Origin of the sequence: Falcatimonas sp. MSJ-15 (genome assembly GCF_018918265.1) — a bacterium.
In the GTDB taxonomy this organism is placed as follows: Bacteria; Bacillota; Clostridia; order Lachnospirales; family Lachnospiraceae; genus Falcatimonas.
The window spans coordinates 256,129-275,466 of the sequence record NZ_JAHLQC010000003.1; the positions used below are offsets into that span (position 1 = coordinate 256,129).

21 protein-coding genes and 2 pseudogenes are annotated in these 19,338 nt (G+C 37.8%); 22 read left to right on the plus strand and 1 reads right to left on the minus strand.

The window, feature by feature from the left end:
• The first annotated feature begins 92 nt into the window (after positions 1–92).
• The 15 genes and pseudogenes from KQI85_RS03480 to KQI85_RS03550 form a co-directional block, all read left to right on the plus strand.
• Entirely contained in the window at positions 93–1,403 is a 1,311-nt protein-coding gene (locus KQI85_RS03480; protein ID WP_216574700.1) for a S1C family serine protease, read from the plus strand.
• Positions 1,404–1,493: 90 nt separating this feature from the next.
• Positions 1,494–2,441: an HD domain-containing protein gene (locus tag KQI85_RS03485; RefSeq protein WP_216574701.1), complete on the plus strand. Its 948-nt coding sequence runs from the start codon at positions 1,494–1,496 to the stop codon at positions 2,439–2,441.
• Positions 2,442–2,452: 11 nt separating this feature from the next.
• Positions 2,453–4,111: a 23S rRNA (uracil(1939)-C(5))-methyltransferase RlmD gene (rlmD, locus tag KQI85_RS03490; protein WP_216574702.1), complete on the plus strand. Its 1,659-nt coding sequence runs from the start codon at positions 2,453–2,455 to the stop codon at positions 4,109–4,111.
• A 43-nt stretch (positions 4,112–4,154) separates the two neighbouring features.
• A complete protein-coding gene (locus KQI85_RS03495) occupies positions 4,155–4,535 on the plus strand; it encodes a hypothetical protein (protein ID WP_216574703.1) in 381 nt (126 codons plus the stop codon).
• A gap of 212 nt (positions 4,536–4,747) precedes the next feature.
• On the plus strand, positions 4,748–4,894 hold the full coding sequence (locus tag KQI85_RS03500) for a hypothetical protein (RefSeq protein ID WP_216574704.1): 147 nt from the start codon (positions 4,748–4,750) through the stop codon (positions 4,892–4,894).
• A 15-nt stretch (positions 4,895–4,909) separates the two neighbouring features.
• The gene (locus tag KQI85_RS03505; RefSeq protein ID WP_015569151.1) at positions 4,910–5,647 is read left to right on the plus strand and encodes a hypothetical protein; all 738 of its coding nucleotides are present in this window, start codon (positions 4,910–4,912) and stop codon (positions 5,645–5,647) included.
• Between the two features lie 432 nt (positions 5,648–6,079).
• Positions 6,080–6,496: pseudogene (locus tag KQI85_RS03510) on the plus strand (tyrosine-type recombinase/integrase); the annotation flags it as partial.
• A gap of 660 nt (positions 6,497–7,156) precedes the next feature.
• Positions 7,157–8,194, plus strand: coding sequence for a helix-turn-helix domain-containing protein (locus tag KQI85_RS03515; protein WP_216574705.1), 1,038 nt, complete (start codon positions 7,157–7,159; stop codon positions 8,192–8,194).
• 111 nt (positions 8,195–8,305) lie between these two features.
• Positions 8,306–8,509 (plus strand): hypothetical protein, encoded by a 204-nt coding sequence (locus KQI85_RS03520; protein ID WP_216574706.1) that lies wholly within the window; start codon positions 8,306–8,308, stop codon positions 8,507–8,509.
• Between the two features lie 220 nt (positions 8,510–8,729).
• Positions 8,730–9,743, plus strand: coding sequence for a virulence RhuM family protein (locus tag KQI85_RS03525; RefSeq protein WP_216574707.1), 1,014 nt, complete (start codon positions 8,730–8,732; stop codon positions 9,741–9,743).
• 6 nt (positions 9,744–9,749) lie between these two features.
• The gene (locus KQI85_RS03530) at positions 9,750–11,741 is read left to right on the plus strand and encodes a recombinase family protein (protein WP_371820536.1); all 1,992 of its coding nucleotides are present in this window, start codon (positions 9,750–9,752) and stop codon (positions 11,739–11,741) included.
• A 100-nt stretch (positions 11,742–11,841) separates the two neighbouring features.
• Positions 11,842–13,140, plus strand: coding sequence for a hypothetical protein (locus KQI85_RS03535; protein ID WP_216574708.1), 1,299 nt, complete (start codon positions 11,842–11,844; stop codon positions 13,138–13,140).
• A 93-nt stretch (positions 13,141–13,233) separates the two neighbouring features.
• Complete coding sequence (locus KQI85_RS03540) at positions 13,234–13,413, plus strand: hypothetical protein (RefSeq protein WP_118445739.1); 180 nt, start codon at positions 13,234–13,236, stop codon at positions 13,411–13,413.
• 124 nt (positions 13,414–13,537) lie between these two features.
• Complete coding sequence (locus KQI85_RS03545) at positions 13,538–14,341, plus strand: ParA family protein (RefSeq protein ID WP_216574709.1); 804 nt, start codon at positions 13,538–13,540, stop codon at positions 14,339–14,341.
• Positions 14,296–14,469 (plus strand): annotated as a pseudogene (locus KQI85_RS03550) (CHAP domain-containing protein); the annotation flags it as partial. The gene KQI85_RS03545 and the pseudogene KQI85_RS03550, both read left to right, overlap by 46 nt.
• A gap of 32 nt (positions 14,470–14,501) precedes the next feature.
• On the opposite strand, the gene KQI85_RS03555 reads toward KQI85_RS03550, so the two are convergent.
• Complete coding sequence (locus tag KQI85_RS03555) at positions 14,502–14,861, minus strand: helix-turn-helix transcriptional regulator (protein WP_216574710.1); 360 nt, start codon at positions 14,859–14,861, stop codon at positions 14,502–14,504.
• Positions 14,862–15,109: 248 nt separating this feature from the next.
• Here KQI85_RS03555 and KQI85_RS03560 point away from each other — a divergent pair, with 248 nt between their 5' ends.
• The 7 genes from KQI85_RS03560 (at position 15,110) to KQI85_RS03585 (ending at position 19,332) form a co-directional block, all read left to right on the plus strand.
• The gene (locus KQI85_RS03560; RefSeq protein WP_216574711.1) at positions 15,110–15,976 is read left to right on the plus strand and encodes an AraC family transcriptional regulator; all 867 of its coding nucleotides are present in this window, start codon (positions 15,110–15,112) and stop codon (positions 15,974–15,976) included.
• Between the two features lie 2 nt (positions 15,977–15,978).
• Positions 15,979–16,203 carry a hypothetical protein gene (locus tag KQI85_RS16465; RefSeq protein WP_253293726.1) on the plus strand — a complete coding sequence of 75 codons (225 nt, stop codon included), beginning with the start codon at positions 15,979–15,981 and terminating at the stop codon, positions 16,201–16,203.
• Between the two features lie 21 nt (positions 16,204–16,224).
• The gene (locus tag KQI85_RS03565) at positions 16,225–17,028 is read left to right on the plus strand and encodes a C45 family peptidase (RefSeq protein ID WP_253293727.1); all 804 of its coding nucleotides are present in this window, start codon (positions 16,225–16,227) and stop codon (positions 17,026–17,028) included.
• Position 17,029: 1 nt separating this feature from the next.
• On the plus strand, positions 17,030–17,224 hold the full coding sequence (locus KQI85_RS03570; protein ID WP_081703188.1) for a cysteine-rich KTR domain-containing protein: 195 nt from the start codon (positions 17,030–17,032) through the stop codon (positions 17,222–17,224).
• A gap of 472 nt (positions 17,225–17,696) precedes the next feature.
• Positions 17,697–18,125 (plus strand): ECF-type sigma factor, encoded by a 429-nt coding sequence (locus KQI85_RS03575; protein WP_216574712.1) that lies wholly within the window; start codon positions 17,697–17,699, stop codon positions 18,123–18,125.
• Between the two features lie 586 nt (positions 18,126–18,711).
• Positions 18,712–19,068: a type II toxin-antitoxin system PemK/MazF family toxin gene (locus KQI85_RS03580; RefSeq protein ID WP_216574713.1), complete on the plus strand. Its 357-nt coding sequence runs from the start codon at positions 18,712–18,714 to the stop codon at positions 19,066–19,068.
• A 111-nt stretch (positions 19,069–19,179) separates the two neighbouring features.
• Positions 19,180–19,332, plus strand: a complete 153-nt coding sequence (locus tag KQI85_RS03585; protein WP_015522582.1) for a hypothetical protein — start codon at positions 19,180–19,182, stop codon at positions 19,330–19,332.
• Positions 19,333–19,338 lie beyond the last annotated feature (6 nt).

Sequence of the window (19,338 nt, forward strand, 5' to 3'; positions counted from 1 at the left end):
ATTTATTTTACATCTTTGTCATAAAATGTTCATATACGTTGTGTATAATAGTCAATAATTATGAGTATATTTTTTGCAAGGAGAGATATAATATGCGGGCATCGGGTAATGAGGAACACAAAGAAAATGATAAGGAGTATAGTCTTTATACAGAGCAGATTGCACCTAATCCTAGAAAAAAAATTAAAAAAACCATGATGAAAGCACTTAAAATCGTTGCATCAGCAGCATTATTTGGCACTGTTGCAGCTATATTTTTTGTGTTTTTTTCATCTGTAGCCGGTAAGCTTAAGAATAACGATGAAGAGCCTGAGAGTCCGACAATTACATTTACACTTGATGAAGATACTACAGAAGATGAGGAGACACAGACTCAGACACAGCCTATAGAAGATATAGTACAGAGTGCTATTGAGAAAAGAGAACTTACTAAAGATGATTATAAATCTATGTATGCCGCACTTATGGATGTAGCAGATAGTGGGATGAACTCACTTGTGACAGTTGTGTCAGTTGTTAATGAAGTTGACTGGTTTGATAATTCTTACGAGAAGAATGGAAATACATCAGGTGTGATTATAGCGGGTGATGATACTAGAATATTAGTTCTTACTAACTATGATGCGATAAGTGGCGCAGATAATATAAGAGTCCTGCTTGCAAGTGGCAATACAGTTGATGCAACTTTGTTAAAAGGTGATACAGCTACTAATCTTGCAGTTGTTGCAGTTGATAAAAGTGTTCTTAATGTTGCGGATCTTGATAAGATAGAAGTTGCTAATCTTGGTAATTCGTATATGGTTGAACTTGGAGAGCCGCTTATAGCGATTGGTAATATATTTGGATATAATAATACCATGAATTATGGTATTGCAACCGGTGTAAAAAAAGTAGTGCAGGAGACAGATGGAAGTTATACAATAATTAATACGAATATAACATGTTATAATGGTGGAACAGGAATACTTCTCAATATGGATGGACAGGTAGTTGGAATTGCAACATCAAAATATGATGGTGAAGTATCAGATGGAGTGAGACTTATAACAGCATATTCGATATCTGATCTTAAGATACTTATGCAGCAGCTCTCTAATAATAGAGATGTTTCATGTCTTGGAATATATGGCCAGTCGGTGACACAGTCAATGAAGACAAGCTATGGATTCCCGGCAGGTGTATATGTAACGAGTTCTAAGCAGGATTCACCGGCATTCGTGAGCGGTATACAAAGTGGAGATATTATTACCGGAATTAATGGACAGAGCATTGAGACTATGGAAGAATATCAGCAATTGCTCTATTCATATTCGCCAGGAGATGTTATAATGGTTAATGCGATGCGTCAGGGACGTGATGGTTATATTGGAATTGAATTTCAGTGTACTGTTGGTGTAGAATAAGTATAATAAGTGACTAAGATAGGGTAGAGATCTGGTCTATTATATGTATAAATAAAATAGCCGGTATGTTGCCGGAAGTGGAGGAAAAAAGTGAGATATATAGAAACATTGCATGAAGGCGATAGAATTACTTCTGTATATATGTGTAAACAGAAGTCTTCAGCAACAACAAAAACAGGAAAATCATACGAGAATGTAATAATTCAAGACAAAACAGGCTGTATGGATGCTAAGATATGGGAGCCTAATTCATCAGGAATTGATGATTTTGACGCACTTGATTATATTGAGATAAGTGGAGATGTAACAAGTTTTAATGGGATGTTACAGTTTAATATAAGACGTGTAAGAAGATGTGGTGAAGGTGAATATGATCCTAAGGATTTTCTTCCATCAAGCAAGAGAGATGTAGAAGAGATGTATGCAGAGCTTTTAGGATATGTTAAGAAGATTAATAATCCATATATAGCTAAGCTTGTCAGAAGTTTTTTTGTTGAAGATGAAGAATTCGTAAAAGCATTCAAGTTTCATTCTGCAGCTAAGAGCGTTCATCATGGATTCATAGGTGGTCTGCTTGAGCATACACTTGGTGTAACTAAGTTGTGTGATTTTTATGCGGATACATATCCGGTCATTAATAGAGATCTTATACTTGCAGCAGCTATGTTCCATGATATGGGTAAATTAAGAGAGATATCAACATTCCCTGAGAATGATTATACAGATGATGGTAATTTACTCGGACATATTGTTATGGGTGTTGAGATGATTGGTGAGAGAATAAGAACAATAGATGGTTTTCCACCAAAAGTTGCAAGTGAACTTAAACATTGTATACTTGCACATCATGGTGAATATGAATATGGATCACCTAAGAAACCGGCATTAATTGAAGCACTTGCACTTAATTTTGCAGATAATCTTGATGCTAAGATGGAGACGCTTACAGAGATATTTGCAGCGAATGAAGGTAAGAGTGAGTGGCTTGGATTTAATAGACTGTTAGACAGCAATATACGAAGAACAAGCGATAATTAGATGGAGGATGTATGATTTCTGTTAATAAAAATGATATGTATGTAGTTGATATAACAGATATGAGTACTGACGGAGAGGGTATAGGCAAGATTGATGGCTATACCCTTTTTGTTAAGGACACTGTTATAGGAGATAAAGTTGAAGTTAAGATTATGAAAGCTAAGAAGAATTATGCTTTTGCAAGGCTTATGAGTATAATTGAGCCTTCACCTGACAGAGTAGAACCAAGATGTGAGTTTGCAAGAAGATGTGGCGGATGTCAGATTCAGCATATGTCATATAAGAAGCAGCTTGAATTCAAGAATAATCTTGTGCTTAATAATCTTAAGAGAATAGGCGGGCTTAGTGATATTACACTTGAGCCTGTGATAGGTATGGAGAATCCTTATAATTATCGTAATAAAGCACAGTATCCGGTTGGAAGTGATGCTAATGGCAATATAATCATGGGATTTTATGCAGGCAGAACCCATTCAATTATTGAGAATTATAATTGTCATCTTGGAGTCAAAGAGAATGAGAAGATTCTTCTTAGAATTAAGAGATATATGGAAGATAATCATATTGCACCATATAACGAGGAGAAGCATACAGGTATTGTAAGACATATCCTTATTAGAAAAGGATTTACAACAGGTGAGTTAATGGTATGCGTTGTAGTGAATTCTAAGAAACTTCCACATGCTGACAGATTGTATGATTATCTTAAAGATATAGATGGAATGACAAGTATATCTTATAATGTAAATTGTAATAAGACGAATGTTATTCTTGGAGATAAGACAGTTACTGTATGGGGAAGTGATTATATTACAGATTATATCGGCGATGTAAAATATCAGATATCACCTAAGTCATTCTATCAGGTAAATCCTGTGCAGACTAAGAAACTCTATGAGAAAGCACTTGAATATGCGTCTCTTACCGGTAATGAGACAGTATTTGACCTATATTGTGGAATTGGTACAATCTCTCTTTTCCTTGCACAAAAAGCAAAGAAAGTATATGGTGTTGAGATAGTTCCTGAAGCGATAGCTGATGCTAATAATAATGCTAAGATTAATAACATAGATAATGCAGAGTTTTATGTTGGAAAAGCTGAGGAAGTAATTCCTAAGATGTATAAGGAACAAGGTGTAAAAGCGGATGTAATAGTGGTTGATCCACCAAGAAAAGGCTGCGATGAAGTGCTTCTTGATACAATGGTCAAGATGTTACCTAAACGAATCGTATATGTCTCATGTGACAGCGCAACACTTGCAAGGGATGTTAAGATATTGTGCGGGAATGGATATGAAGTGGAGAGAGCGGTAGCAGTGGACCAGTTTCCGCATACGGGGCATGTGGAGACGGTTGTTCTTTTGTCCCAACTGAAACAAAAGGCGGATGATTACATTAATGTTACGATTGAACTTGATGATGTGGATATAATATCTGCAGAGACTAAGGCAACATATGATGAGATAAAGAAGTATGTGGCTGAACATAATGCTGGCATGAAGGTTTCCAATCTGTATATTTCACAGGTAAAGAGAAAATGCGGAATTGAGGTTGGAAAGAATTATAATTTACCTAAAAATGAAGATAGCAGGCAGCCACAGTGCCCAGAAGATAAAGAAAGTGCAATTGTGGAGGCATTGAAGCATTTTAAGATGATTCAGCAGAAATAAAAGGAGTTTGATAAATCGGAATTTGTAGACGGAGGTACACAACATGAAAAAAATCAGCTTAGTGGTTTTTCCGGCTTTAACAATAGTGTTAGAAGCATTACCACTGGGAGCAGTTTGTACTTTTGCTCCATCTCCAACAGAAAGAGTAAGAGAAACATTTTCATACTTTAGCCTTATACCGTTTGGATATGCAAATTTTGCTCCACTTATTACAGGCATACTTACTGTTGTTATCTTGTTGCTTTCGTTGATTTCTTTGAAGAAGGATAGCGTTTTTAACGCCTTGTTTGTTCTTTCGATTATTACAGCAATTATTTCTCTTATGCCGTTGATGTATGGATTAAACAATTACTCCCTTGTAGGAGCTTTTATAACGATAGCCCTTGTAACAGAAAGCATTTTTGTTAAGGCACAACAGAAATAATGCGAAAAATCCAGTTGATCGAGCTGGAAAATATGAACTTGTTGGAGGAAAAACATCATGAAAAAAGATGTGTTTTTGTTGTTTGATACAGCATGTATATATGAAATAGTATGCTTGAATTATTTCTTAAAATTCACTGGCTCAGAAACAATATTCTGTTCTGTCAGAGGAAGTGATATAACATCGATGGAGGGGTACCGAATTGGAATTGATTGCAAGATATTCAATTCTGGGGAACTGTAGCAACTGTTCTTATCGTTGGAGGAACAATTGCAGAAGATGTGATTACAGGTGGTGGCGGAATTGCAGATGATGTCGCATCATTCTATCTTGCATACAGGTTGATGTTTGGACTATAACAAAGGAGATTTTTTATGTCGTTTAATTCACAGTTTAAACTTATTTTTGGTGAAACATTTCAAACAGAGGGTTTTCGATATTGCTCAAAATTGAATGTTTTTGTTAAAATGCTCAACGAAGATTTGATGGCTTTTTTTGGAGTAAAAACAGCTCCGGCATGGAATAAAGGGGCAAAAGGATTTTTCCTTACTGCAGGAATTATTTCTACCTATCATTCTTCTATCGATAAAAAATCAATATTGTATGCTGGACAGGATTTAAATTCATTCCTTCCACGAAATGAAGCAAGAGTAAGTTTTGAATATACCGAAGATACAATGGAAGAGATTATTTCAGCGACGGCTTTATATGTGAAGGAACGTTTGATGCCTATATTCAATCGAGTTTATGATTTAGATTCTTTTATTGATTTTTTAAAGGAATATTCGATTAATAAATTGCGCGCATGTGATACTTTTGAAGGGGAATCTCTTGTCTTGATTAAAACAGATAACCATGATGATTTTCAAACGTATTTCCAGCAGCATCTGGATGAATTATACGCACAAATTGATGCAGGAAATGTTGGTGATGGCTATACGAAAGAAATGGCTTATGATGATTTGTTTCATGGTATTATCGAAAGTATTGTATATCCTCGGGATAAAGTATATTCTGACAAGAGTTTATATAATGAGGCGCTGGAAGAGGCTGAGAGAAGAAAAAGTGAAAATATGAAAAAATTATATAGCTATCAAATATTGAAGAGCTGATTACTATAGCAATTAATCAAATTGATTTCAATAATGGAAGTTTAGTGTGATTTCTTGATGATGAGTGTTCTGAACTTCATTTTTGGAAAAATTAAGCAATGAAATTGAGGGGCGATTATCTCGCCCCTTTATCTTTGCTTTGATAAGGTCGATTGGCGTTCTGGTTGTCAGACTTTTCCTGATACCTTTTTATTTTGTCGTGTATGGTTTCGAACTTTGGAGTAACTTTCTCTCCGTATGCTTCTTCCCACTTAGAACGTTCTTTCTGATATGCGTCAAAGGCACGCTGTGCAGTATAGAATGCTGTGTAGAAGTCTTGTACTGTTGCAAATTCATGCTCTCTGACGATATTGGATAATCTGGCTTTGAGAGTTCGGATCTCTTCCTCTTTGGTGGCAATCTTGCTTTCAAGCTCTTTTTTCTTAGTAAGTAAATCGTTTTCAGTATGGAGAACTTTATCAGCGGTATTTTTACAGAGAGGTAATGGAAAAGAATCGGGTGCATTACGAGTATTACCATTTGGGAATGACAGAAAATGTGCCGGAGGATTACACCGAAATCTTCTTTGTATGCTTAAGGGTGGATGGCTGTCTGGAACTTCCGGCAACCATAGAAACAGCCTGCCGGACGGCAGGAAGAAAAGTACCGGAGATTGAAGGTTTCCATTTCCACACATTAAGGCATACCTACACGACAAACCTCTTATCCAACGGGGCTCAGCCTAAGGATGTGCAGGAACTGCTAGGACACTCAGATGTGAGTACCATCATGAATGTCTATGCCCATGCTACAAGGGAAGCAAAGCGGACTTCCGCAAGACTTCTTGATAAAGTGGCAGGCAATGATTAAACAACTGAATAATGAAAATTCCCTTGTGATTATCCCATAAGGGCAAAAACAAGGGAAAAGGATACATATATAGAATTTTCAATGGCAGAAAGCCTTGAAAATAGGGGAAAGTTAAGAATGTTAATAGATAAATTTCAGTTTGTGTGTATGGTAAATCTAAACTGTATTTTAGCAATATTTCCTTAGTGGGGGCAGAAAGTGCCCCCACTTTCACTATTTGGGGGCGAAAAGCGCCCCCAGAATTCAAAAATGGCTCCATTTTGCGCCCCCGTTTTTGAAATCTGGAATCTAAACAAGATTACAATGAAATCAGAACATAAAAAGTGGTGGCAAAAAGCGCCGTCAAAATCGTAAAGTGGTGGCAGAAAGCGCCACCAAAATGATAAAATGGGGGCAAAAAGCGCCACCACATATAATAAACAAAGGGTTCAAGGGAAAAATCCCTTGCTAGAACAGCATTTGGATGGAGACATCTCTAATGCGTATCTAGCCGTCAACCTAAGAAGTATCAAAGCAGCCAAGACAGCAGATTAATCATACAACATTTCTTATTGGTTAATTAATTTGAATAAAAATTAAACACTACTCAATTGTGCAATTTATATGAATCTGATATGCTGAGTATACAAAAGCTTTTGAATTTTTTAGGAGATGAAGCAAATGGATATAGGCGTTGTTATAAAAAAATATAGAAAAGAAGCTGGTATGACGCAGGAGGAGATGGCAAACAGATTAGGTGTGACGACACCGGCTGTAAACAAATGGGAGAATAGTAATTCCAAGCCGGATATTGAACTGCTGGCACCAATTGCGAGACTGCTTGATATTTCGCTTGATACATTACTTTCTTATCATGAATATCTTTTAGATACTGAAATCGAAGAAATTATCAGGAAGATGGACAGGATGTTTTCAGAAGAAGGCTATGAAAAGACTTATGAATGGGCATTGAGACTTATAAAGGAATATCCGAATTGTAACATGCTTATCTGGCAGGCTGCGGTAATGCTTGATGCAAGAAGAATAACGGATAAATGCACGAATCCGGAAAAATATGATAAGCAGATTAACGCATGGTATGAGCTGGCACTACATGATGAAAATGAAGAGATACAGCATCATGCAGCAGATTCCTTATTTGGATTTTATTTACGTAAGAAGGATTACACCAAGGCAGAAAAATATCTGGACTATTTTTCAGAACACGATCCTATGAAGAGTTATTATCAGGGAAGATTACTCCAAGAGCAGGGAAAAATCAAAGAAGCATATGAGAAATATGAAAATGTTATTTTTTCCGGCTTTAGTACACTTAATTTTGTGCTTTCCACAATGGCTGGACTGGCATTGCGGGAAAATGATATCGGTTATGCGAGATTTCTGTCAGGGAAAGTACAGGCAGTTGCCCATACATTGGAAATGGGAAAATATAATGAGTATTCGCCAATGCTGGATATTGTATGTGCAGGGAAAGATGTAGAGGGAACATATAAGGTGGTAAAACATCTTCTTGATAATGTGGGTACTATGTATGATTTTAGAAAGTCCGGTTTATATAAGCATATGAAATTCAGAGATATTGATGAAGCTATATTAGATGGTGTAAAAGAAAAACTTCTTGAACGATTCAGAAATGAGGAAGAATTCGGCTACATGGCAGGATATGAACCATGGGAAAAATTAATTTTTTACAGGTAAGCTTTTTTGAAAACTGCCGTTTGGTAAAATCTATTCCATTTTTAAAAGTCTTGAGATAAAATATGTTCTGTGAATCATTCACAGGATTATATTTTGAGGAGGGGCTTGGCAATGAACAAGGATTTTGAACGCTGCTGCAGCTTTCTTGCAGACATGATTATTAAATATGCACCACGGATAAGAGATGAAGTAGAGATGTGTATGATGATCAAGGATTCCATTGATGACGAGAAAGTTAACAGACAGAAACAATTTGACAGGTTCTGTTATTACTTAGGTGGAGTAAAACAGCTTCTGGACGAAAAGGCTGCATAGGCAACCGGCATCCTGCAGATAATATGCTGTAGGATGTATACATATATCAGGAGGCTTCATTCATAGCGAGTGGAGTCTCTTTTATTTTGCACTGTATATGTATAATGGAAAAAGTTTTGGTTGAACAGAGGTTGGAATGATGATAAGATTTAGTTGGGACAAATGTGAACACATGTGTTCACATTTCATAACTAAGAAGTAATGGATTGGAGAGGTGCTTATGGCAGATAAAATTGGAACCGATGAATATGGGGAAATACTTATATATCAGACTGATGATGGACAGACAAATATAGAAGTTAAAATAGAAGATGATACAGTGTGGCTGACACAACAGCAGATGTCAGAGTTATTCCAAACTTCTCGAACAAATGTAGTAGAACATATTAAGCATATTTATGAGGAGGGTGAATTAGACGAAATTTCAACCTGTCGGAATTTCCGACAGGTTCGAAAAGAAGGAAATCGTGAGGTGACAAGGCAGATTCCTCATTATAATCTTGATATGATAATATCTCTTGGATACCGTATTAAATCAGTGATTGCAACAAGATTCAGGCAGTGGGCGACAAAGCGGTTAAAAGAATATATGATTAAGGGATTTACGATAGATGATGAGCGTTTGAAAGGTAATGGTGGAGGAAATTACTGGAAAGAGTTACTTGACAGAATCAGGGATATAAGATCTTCAGAAAAGGTCTTGTATCGTCAGGTTCTTGATTTGTATGCTACAAGTGTAGATTACAATCCTCATAGCGAAGAGTCAGTTAGATTCTTTAAAATTGTTCAGAATAAACTTCACTATGCAGCACATGGTCATACTGCGGCAGAGGTCATATATCAGCGGGCAGATGCAGAAAAGCCATTTATGGGACTTACTTCATTTTCAGGTGAATTACCAGCATTAAAGGATATAGGAATTGCAAAGAATTATCTTGAGGAAAATGAACTCAAAGTATTAAACAATCTTGTATCTGGTTATTTTGATTTGGCAGAAATTAATGCAATTGAACATAAACCTATGTATATGGATGATTATGTAAAGCAGCTGGATAGTGTGTTGTCATCAGGAAACAGAAAGCTTTTAACTGGTTCCGGTTCTGTAAGTCATAAACAGGCATTGGAGAAAGCAAAGTCAGAATACAGAAAATATCAGGAGATTACTTTAACACCAGTCGAAAAAGCATATCTTGAAAGTATTAAAGAAGTTTCCAAGGAAGTAAAAAGGAGATAACATCTGATGAAAAAACAGCAGAAATGTTACATATATACAAGAGTTTCCACTTCCATGCAGGTAGATGGTTACAGTCTTGATGCACAGAAGGACAAGCTTAGAAAATACGCAGATTATCAGGAAATGTCTATCGTTGGTGAATATTCTGATGAGGGTAAATCTGGCAAAAGCGTGGAAGGCAGACCACAGTTTAAGCAGATGCTTGCGGATATAGAAAGTGGCAAAGACAATGTTGATTATGTGCTGGTATTTAAGCTGTCACGATTTGGAAGAAATGCCGCAGATATTTTATCATCATTGCAGAAAATGCAGGATTATGGGGTTAATCTTATCTGTGTAGAGGATGGGATTGACAGTTCCAAGGATGCCGGGAAACTGATGATATCTGTGTTATCTGCGGTAGCAGAGATAGAGCGTGAGAATATCCTTGTCCAGACAATGGAAGGCCGCCGACAGAAAGCGAGAGAAGGCAGATGGAACGGCGGATTTGCACCATATGGCTATCAGCTGGTAAATGGTGAGCTTATCATTGCAGAGGATGAGGCAGAGATTATCCGTATTATATATGATAAATTCGTCAATACAACGATGGGAATGGCTGCGATAGCTGCATTTTTAAATAACAGTGGTTATAAGAAAAAGCTTCGCCAGAATAACACAATCGAAGGTTTTTCTACATCATTCGTCAAGGGTGTGCTGGACAATCCGATATATTGCGGTAAGCTTGCATTTGGCAGAAGAAAAAATGAGAAGATTCCGGGAACAAGGAATGAATATCATATCGTAAAACAAAAGGATTACTTGTTAAGTGATGGAATTCATGAGGCAATCATATCAGAAGAAATGTGGAATCAGGCACACAGAAAGCGTCAGGAGACAGGTGTTTTACAGGTAAAAACGCACAGCCTTGAACATGAGCATATTTTATCCGGAATTATTAAGTGTCCTGTCTGTGGAAGCGGTATGTATGGCAATGTAAACCGCAAGAAGCATCCGGATGGAGGCTATTATAAAGATTATTTTTATTATGCCTGCAAACACAGGAAGCTTGTGGACGGACACCGCTGTACATATAAAAGACAGTGGAATGAAGACAGGATAAATGCGGCAGTAGAGGAGATAATTCGTAAATTTGTGAAGAATCCAAAGTTTGAGCAGGAAATCCGTAAGCAGATAGGAAGCAGCATTGATACTTCGGAGCTTGATCGGGAATATGATGGATTAAAAGACAGACTGAACCAGACAACCGGGGCGAAAAACAGGCTTGCTGACCAGATGGATCATTTATCTGTATCCGATAAGAATTATGACAAAAAATATAATGACATGCAGGAACGTTTGGACAAGCTATATGATGAAATCACTGATATTGAGAATGCCATGGAAGAAGTCGAAACAAGACTATATAATATCAGGCAGGACAAAATCTCAGAAGATAATGTTTACCAGTTCCTTTTATTCTTTGATAAGCTGTATGATAAATTTACAGATCTGGAAAAGAAGACATTTTTGAAGAGCTTCCTGTCTGATGTGTTTATCTATGAGGAAGAGCAAAAGGATGGCAGAATATTAAAAGGTCTCCGGTTTAAATTTCCTATATATATGAATGGCAGAAATGTATTAGGCGTGGATTGGGACAACGAGAGTACAGATGAGACGGTAGTACTGCTTTCCCACAAAAAGCCAGACGGACATATCAACGTAAAAGTTGAGTTTGGTGAGGGTGAGGGAAAGGTTCCGCTTGATAATATCGCTAAAAGAGCTGAAAGCTATAAGCCCAAAGAACGAGTGACCTACAAAATGATAAAGGAGTACATAGAAGCTAAATACGGCTTCAAAGTACATACCGCATATATCGCAGAGGTAAAGAGAGATTTAGGCTTGCCAATGTATGATGCTCCTAATGCGGTAGAAGAATTGAAACAGCCGAGGAAACATCCGACAGCGGAGAAAGTGGAAGCGATAAAGGATGCATTGAAGCATTTTGAAGTGATTTAATAATGGTGAGCGTATCATTAAAAATAGTGGTACGCTTTTCTTTAAAATATTTGGGAAGCAATATATAAGTGCTGAATATGCTTGAAAGGAGGAAAATGGAGTGAACCGTATTACAGAAATAACAAAGCGAGATATTTTAGATTTATTTCAGAATGGATTAGAGATAGACGAATTTTTTCAAACCCGAACCGTTACTTATAATTATTATGGTCGCCTTGAAGAAATAGATTTTCTTAAAAGATTATATGATTTGGAGAGAATGCCAAGTTTTGATTCAAGATTTGCAAATGCAGAACAGGATATTTGGCAACATACAGTGAATAATGATGATTATCCATACTGCTGGGTTTTTGAAGACAAAAGATTCAATTTACAAGATGGTAGCGATGAAGTATATTTAAAATTTCTTTGCGAAGTATTTCACCCTGCTGTTCGATATGATAAGGGATATTGGAAAGAATTTTTAGTGGCAACTAACAAGCTATTACAAAATGACGGTTATGAGATTTACCCTGCTGAGAAAATATCCAATCGTGATGTTTATGGATGGAGAATATATCAGCAAGAAGATAATACGTTGTTTATTCCATATTCTCAACGAAATGCAAAGGACATAAAAGCAAAAAAGATAGTATTGTCCATAAAGCGGAAAGCGAGAAATCAAATTTATCAGTTTCTGGAGCGATATAATATCGTATATCAAGCGACTGACGAAACGGGATGGAATTATAATACAACAGTAGCTGAGGATGTTTTCAATGAAATAAGGCAATTTTATGTGCCAAAGTGTTATAATGATAAAAAAGAATATGTTGAAACTGCTGATTTGCAAGTATTCATACTTTCTAATTCTCCATTTTGCGTGTTGGACGCAATAGAGTTTTTTGCGAAACATAGTATCTCAGATGACTTTGAACCACAGATTAATGCTATATTAAAACTGAATGAGATACCGTTTCAGCTTTCCAAGGGAAAGCTAATGAATACATTTGATACCCAGATAAATAAAAATTCCTTAGTGTCTGTTCAAGAAGTAGGACTGAAAGAGTTATTACAAGAGGCTTCAAAATATTATGATGAAAACAATTTGCAAATTGCAGTGGAGAAACTTTGGGATGCATTTGAGAGACTAAAGACATATTACTGCTCATCGACTGTAGATAAGAAGAAATCGGTTAATAAGATTATAATGGATATGGGTAATAATCAACAGCCGTTTTTAGAATTATTTGAAAAGGAATTTCATGAGCTTACCATACTTGGCAATAATTTTAGAATTCGACACCATGAAACAACAAAAACGGATATTCAGGATAAAAGGCATTATGAATATTTTTATAAACGTTGCCTGTCTTTAATTTCAACCGCAATCCAGTATTTAGATGGAAGAAATTTATGATAGAAATGAGTTTTTATCAAAATCTCCCAGTTATAGATTTGTATATTATTTTTCCGAAACTTATAATGAAGCTAAAGAAGTGGAGGTGTGCTTATGAGAGAGAAATTTAATCATCTGTATTTGGATAGCTACGAAAGAAAACTTTTGATACATAGCCTTGTAGAGTTAAAAAATCAGCTCATACAGCAAGGCAGATATACGGATTGTGTTGACGAGCTTATTTTTAAGGTCATAAATGCACCGTCCAAGAGAATGAAAATTGAATATGTCTAAGGCAAATTTCAAAGCCGCTTATTCTTATTGATTTTAAGAGTAGGCGGCTTTTTTGCGTTCTCTGGTACTGTTACATAGCTACCTTGACAAAGTGGCTAAATCTATGTGAAAGGAGGACGCATCTATGTCAAATTGCAAAGTAATTGCTCTGACTAACCAGAAGGGTGGTGTCGGAAAAACAACCACAGCGGTCAATCTGGGTGTAAGTCTGGTGCAGCAGGGTAAAAAAGTCCTGCTGCTTGATGCCGATGCACAGGCAAATCTCACGATGGCTCTGGGTTATAACAGACCAGACGATATTCCCATAACGCTCTCTACTGTGATGCAGAACATCATAGACGATAAAACACTTGATGTTTCACAGGGTATTATCCACCACAGCGAGGGCGTTGACCTACTTCCGTCAAACATTGAGCTGTCGGGCTTTGAGGTAAGGCTAATCAATGCAATGAGCCGTGAGCGTGTGCTGAAAACCTATGTCAATGAGGTTAAAAAGAATTACGATTATGTGCTTATTGATTGTATGCCGAGCTTAGGCATGATAACCATCAATGCTCTGGCGGCGGCTGACAGTGTAATTATCCCGACACAGCCCCACTATCTCTCGGCTAAAGGTCTGGAGCTTTTGCTTCGCTCCGTATCAAGGGTCAAGCGGCAAATCAACCCAAAGCTGCGGATAGACGGTATCTTAATGACTATGGTAATGCCCTGTACCAACATTTCTAAGGAAATTACGGCAACGGTCAAAAGTGCATATGGTCAGAAAATCAAGGTGTTTGATACCGAGATACCACATTCTATCCGTGCGGTGGAAGCTACCGCAGAAGGCAAAAGTATTTTTGCTTACGACAAAAGCGGCAAGGTTGCCGCAGCCTATGAGCAGTTATTTTCTTTGATTGGGAAGGCGACGGAGAAACCGACCATGTAGGCATTGTGGAGAAATGCGAAAACGGTGTTGTTTACACCGTGGAGGGTAATTCTGGCGACGCTTGCAGGCAAAAGCAATATACGGTTGGCAGCAGCTCCATCTATGGCTACGGTATTCCTGCCTATTAATATTAAGAATGGGCAAAAGAAAAACCAGAGGTTTATTCCTCTGGCTCTTTTGCCTTACATAGTCCGTTTACCGTTGCTTCTATGACGGAAAGCTCTTTATCGTCCAATCTGTTGAGCTGTGCGTCTAAGCGTCTGCGGACAGAACTTTTTTCGACTTCCTTATGGGGGAATATGTACTCGTCAACCGACACATCAAACATCGTAATAAGCTGGATAAACAGCTCGATGCTTGGATACTGCCCCTCGTTTTCGATAGGTTGGATGTGTCTGGGAGCATAGCCGATTATTCCAGAAAGCTGCTCCCTCGTCATCCCTCTGGCTTCACGGGCTTTTTTGATTGCCTGTCCTATCGGAGTAAAATCGAAGTCAAAATTATTGTTCCTTTCGTCCATTAGCTCACCACCTATACTCTGAAAATTTTACTCTTATATTTTACAGAGATGCGGCTTCCAGTTAAACGATGTGAAATCTCTTGGTATAGGAAGTGTAATTTCTTGTAACAAGAGATTAAAGCACGCCTGACATACTTGAAACTAATTTTTTATTCGGATAAACTATAGATAAGTTTACAAAAGCAGACATGAAAAGCGAGGAAAATATGCTCGTATTCTTGTATGCTTATATATGAGGAGGTAAGTAAATGGAATGGTTGAAAAGACTTGGAGCAGCCATTGATTATATAGAGGAAAACTTAGACAAGGAAATATCCTATGATGAAGCAGCTCATATAGCTTGTTGTTCAACATATTATTTTCAACGGATTTTTTCTTATGTATCAGGAGTGTCACTATCAGAGTACATACGCCGCCGTAAAATGACACAGGCTGCATTTGAGTTACAAAGAACAGATAATAAGGTTATTGATGTTGCTCACAAATACGGGTATTCATCTCCAACATCCTTTAACCGTGCTTTTCAAAGCGTACACGGGATAGCACCTATAGCGGCAAAAAGTATGGGATGTACCTTGTGTGCATATCCATCAATCCAATTTTCTATAAAAGTTTTGGGAGGCAGTGCAATGGCATATCACATTGAAGAAAAGAAAAATATTCGCATTATAGGAATTAGAATACCTCTTGTTGAAGATGCAGAGGAAAATATGCGGAATGTTCCTGCGTTCTGGAAAAAGGCAGTATTGGATGGCAGTATTTCCAAATTAGCAGAGCTATCAAACAAAAATCCAGACGGCATTTTAGGAGTCAGCGTTTATAATAATCCAGAGGATATATATTATTATATTGCTGTTTCGAGCAACATTCCCGTGCCAGAGGGAATGGTAGAATACATGATACCAGAGGGTATGTGGGTTGTTTTTGAAAACGACGGAGTATTTAAGGAAGATGTGCAGAGTGTTTTTCGCAGATTTTTGACAGAATTTCTACCGTTTTCTGGTTATGAATATGCAGGACTTCCAGATGTTGAAATATATCCAGTCTGCAAAGGACAGCCATCCAAAGGACATTCAGAGGTGTGGATTGCAATCAAAAAAGCAAAGGAGATTTAAGTATGTATCATTTAAGATTAAAAGGCGACCATTATCAGATGGGCGTAAAAAGAGGAAACATATTTCAAAAAGCTCATATTTCCTTTCCACTCCAGTTGGATAATTTTCAATTGGAACACGGGAAACAAAGCGAAGAAATTTTAAGAAAGTTTTTCCCAGAGATATGTGAGGAAGTAAGAGGCGTAAGTGACGCCATTGGCACAGATTATCTACACTTCATTTCTTAGATGTTGTGTATGGGCTGCTGTATGTATAACTTGGAGAACAACATCCCCGTTGAGGTTAGGGGCTGTACTGCTTTTGCATATTCAAGCAATGGCAGAACAATATACGGTAGAAATAATGACTTACCACCTTATCTGCGTGAAGGAAGCAAAAGTGAAATCTATGCACCGAAAAATGGAAACAGGTTCAATATCACTACTTCCTCTTTCATTAACGGCGAAGAAGGAGTGAATGAACACGGACTTGCTGTAGCAATGACTTTTGTAATGACCGACCTTGAAAAGATAAAAGCAGGTTTCAATTCTTGCTTTATTGTAAGATATTTGCTTGAAAAGGCAGATAATACCGAACAGGCGGTTTCCCTTCTTATGGGCTTGCCAGTATCTTCTAACTGCAATATTTTACTTGCAGATAAAAAAGGCAATATGGTAGTGGTTGAATGTACGCCAATTCTCAAAAAAGTTCGGGCGGCAGAAACTTTTGAAAATGGCAGTATTGTTTGTACTGTTAATAGTTTTACATCTGATGAGATGAAACCATATGACGATGCAAAAGGAAATGATTATGACTCGCACAGGCGTTACAGGACAGTATTAGACAGCTTTTCTTCGGAACGCATAAAAGATGAATACATTGAAACTACCGAACATCTCTTAAAAGGTGATTATGGGTTTATGTGCCAATATGATGATGAGCCAGATTTTGAAACAGTTTGGAGTTCAATATTTGATTTAGACAGCTTAGTAATCTATCGTGCAGAGGGTGACCCCAGAAAAAAGAAATTTGTTACAGATAATCGGTTACATGACCTTATAAGGCGAGGATAATATGCTGAGTATAAATTCCCAATGGATTTTATGTCCTCTTTGTGGGAACAAAACCCGAAACAAAATCAGAGAAGACACAGTTTTGAAAAACTATCCTCTTTACTGCCCGAAATGTAGACAGGAAACTTTAATTGAAGTCGAGAATTTACAAGTAACCGTCATCAAAGAGCCAGACGCACAGACGCAGAGCCGATGAATTTGCGAGGTAACTTGCAGTTCATTGGCTCTTTCTTTATACAGAATAGGTTGGATAAGCCCACCGAATAAAAAAAACGGTGCTTTTGGTGGGCGGATTTATCATGCCCTAATAAAAACTTATCTTCCCTCTAAACCCGTTTTGAGTTTGGAGGGATTTTTATGTGTTGGGCAAATCCAACCACGCTGCTTATCAGAAGCAGCAGCTATTTACATAGTGTCACGCACAAGTGAGGATAACTTGTTAAAAAAAGCCTTGCTTGCTCGTGGCACTTTTCTACTTTCCAAGTAGAAATCATATATCTATATTATAGAGATAATTATGCGTATTGCCGTAGAGGTCTTAGTACCTTTGCGGCTTTTTGTTTATCGCTTTTTATCAGAACGCAGGAGAAGCCTGCTTTTGGCGCTGGCTGTCGTAGCCCACCTCAATCTGAAATTTTTCAAAAAAATTCAGATTGGAGGTACACATTATGGCTTACAACAAAGCCAGAGAAGAAAAGAAATGGCGGCTCTGGAAAGAAGCCGAGGAAAAGCAGTTACGGAGCTTGGAGGTTAATGAGGACGATATAGAAAAGCTCCGTGTTCACGATTGGGCGATTTTTAATTCAGACAGACAGTATTATCAGCGAGTGCAGGAAACAGGTACATATCTTGACGAGCTTGCTGAAGATACTACACAACCCGAAGTCAAAACGGTTGCGGATTTTCTGGACAGTATCGAAAATCAGCACCTCTATCAAGTTTTGATTAAGGTGGACAGGCTTACATTGCAGATTGCTTTGATGAAGATACAAGGATATTCAACCCGTGAAATTGCGGTGTATCTGGATATTACTGAAAAAGCTATTTACAGAAGAATGGATAGGCTCAAAGAAAAATTAAAAAAGTTTTTTGAGTAGAGGGGAAAATTGAATATTCCCACGGGCTACAGGGTGAGAGGACAAAAAAACTCTTACCCTGTTTCCCTTTGTGTGGCGAAAACAGGATAGCTCCTTGACAACCGAATACCCATTCGCCAAATACTTTCTCTTTGTGATTGTGATGAGCATAAGCGTGTGCAGCGGTACGCCACGACCTGCCAAGCGGCAGCGAGCGATTGAAAGGTGGTGAGCCTATCTTTACCGACTCAAAATATCGGGCAGCTCCCGATTTCGCCATAACCCACAAAGAGGATAATGATACTCCCGTCCAGTCACAGTCCGAGCGTGAAAAAAACGTCGCAGGCAATGAGGGCGGCTCTGTCAGAACGACAGTTGGGGTGGAACTCCCGTGGCGCCAGTTCGCAGCTGACCGTTTGGCGACTTCCCATAGCATTTCGGGGTGTCGAGGACAAATTGAAATGCTCCTATCATATCAGCCAAACGAAAGGTGGTCATAAGAACAGAGATATTGATAATATTCTTCTGACCTTAAATACTTCCTTTTGTTTGGCTGCCTACATAGGCAGAACTAATCTGCCTGAATCCAGATGGGAGGTAAAACACAATGGAAAGAATTATTAAGCGTGGCGACATTTACTATGCAGAGCTTAACCCCGTTATTGGCTCAGAACAAGGCGGCACAAGACCTGTACTTATCATTTCCAATGATATAGGAAACAAGCACAGCCCGACGGTAATCATTGCAGCGATTACGAGCCGAGTACACACAAAAGCAAAGTTGCCAACACATACCCCAGTAAGTGATTATGAAGGGCTTGACAAGGACTCTGTTATCCTGCTTGAGCAGATACGGACGATTGATAAGCAGAGGTTAAAACAGTATATGGGAATGATGCCCAATAGCATAATGGCAAGAGTTGACAAGGCTCTTGCTATTAGTGTTGCACTTAAAAAAATATGAAAAAATGTGTAAAGCAGGTATGAGGGATATATTTGCACATTGGTAAAATGGCGGCTGTATTTCTATAATTTAGAGGTACAGCCGTTTTAGCTTTAACGGAGGTATTCGTTTATGGGAAATGAAAATTTTATTCAAAATACAGAACTGAAAAACGAACAGTTGAAAGATGAAACCGAAATATTCAATTCTTTTATCAATGTTATGGTGCAGATAGTTGAAAAATACGGAAAGACTGTTTTGCAGGAATTGGATTGTGCTGCGTAGGTTACG

What these genes read in the sequence shown, in the direction of transcription:
- KQI85_RS03480 (WP_216574700.1), top strand. Translation starts at nt 93, where the DNA reads ATGCGGGCATCGGGTAATGAGGAACACAAAGAAAATGATAAGGAGTAT.
- rlmD (WP_216574702.1), top strand. Translation starts at nt 2,453, where the DNA reads ATGATTTCTGTTAATAAAAATGATATGTATGTAGTTGATATAACAGAT.
- KQI85_RS03495 (WP_216574703.1), top strand. Translation starts at nt 4,155, where the DNA reads ATGAAAAAAATCAGCTTAGTGGTTTTTCCGGCTTTAACAATAGTGTTA.
- KQI85_RS03505 (WP_015569151.1), top strand. Translation starts at nt 4,910, where the DNA reads ATGTCGTTTAATTCACAGTTTAAACTTATTTTTGGTGAAACATTTCAA.
- KQI85_RS03515 (WP_216574705.1), top strand. Translation starts at nt 7,157, where the DNA reads ATGGATATAGGCGTTGTTATAAAAAAATATAGAAAAGAAGCTGGTATG.
- KQI85_RS03520 (WP_216574706.1), top strand. Translation starts at nt 8,306, where the DNA reads ATGAACAAGGATTTTGAACGCTGCTGCAGCTTTCTTGCAGACATGATT.
- KQI85_RS03525 (WP_216574707.1), top strand. Translation starts at nt 8,730, where the DNA reads ATGGCAGATAAAATTGGAACCGATGAATATGGGGAAATACTTATATAT.
- KQI85_RS03530 (WP_371820536.1), top strand. Translation starts at nt 9,750, where the DNA reads ATGAAAAAACAGCAGAAATGTTACATATATACAAGAGTTTCCACTTCC.
- KQI85_RS03540 (WP_118445739.1), top strand. Translation starts at nt 13,234, where the DNA reads ATGAGAGAGAAATTTAATCATCTGTATTTGGATAGCTACGAAAGAAAA.
- KQI85_RS03545 (WP_216574709.1), top strand. Translation starts at nt 13,538, where the DNA reads ATGTCAAATTGCAAAGTAATTGCTCTGACTAACCAGAAGGGTGGTGTC.
- KQI85_RS03555 (WP_216574710.1), bottom strand. Translation starts at nt 14,861, where the DNA reads ATGGACGAAAGGAACAATAATTTTGACTTCGATTTTACTCCGATAGGA.
- KQI85_RS03560 (WP_216574711.1), top strand. Translation starts at nt 15,110, where the DNA reads ATGGAATGGTTGAAAAGACTTGGAGCAGCCATTGATTATATAGAGGAA.
- KQI85_RS16465 (WP_253293726.1), top strand. Translation starts at nt 15,979, where the DNA reads ATGTATCATTTAAGATTAAAAGGCGACCATTATCAGATGGGCGTAAAA.
- KQI85_RS03565 (WP_253293727.1), top strand. Translation starts at nt 16,225, where the DNA reads ATGTATAACTTGGAGAACAACATCCCCGTTGAGGTTAGGGGCTGTACT.
- KQI85_RS03570 (WP_081703188.1), top strand. Translation starts at nt 17,030, where the DNA reads ATGCTGAGTATAAATTCCCAATGGATTTTATGTCCTCTTTGTGGGAAC.
- KQI85_RS03575 (WP_216574712.1), top strand. Translation starts at nt 17,697, where the DNA reads ATGGCTTACAACAAAGCCAGAGAAGAAAAGAAATGGCGGCTCTGGAAA.
- KQI85_RS03580 (WP_216574713.1), top strand. Translation starts at nt 18,712, where the DNA reads ATGGAAAGAATTATTAAGCGTGGCGACATTTACTATGCAGAGCTTAAC.
- KQI85_RS03585 (WP_015522582.1), top strand. Translation starts at nt 19,180, where the DNA reads ATGGGAAATGAAAATTTTATTCAAAATACAGAACTGAAAAACGAACAG.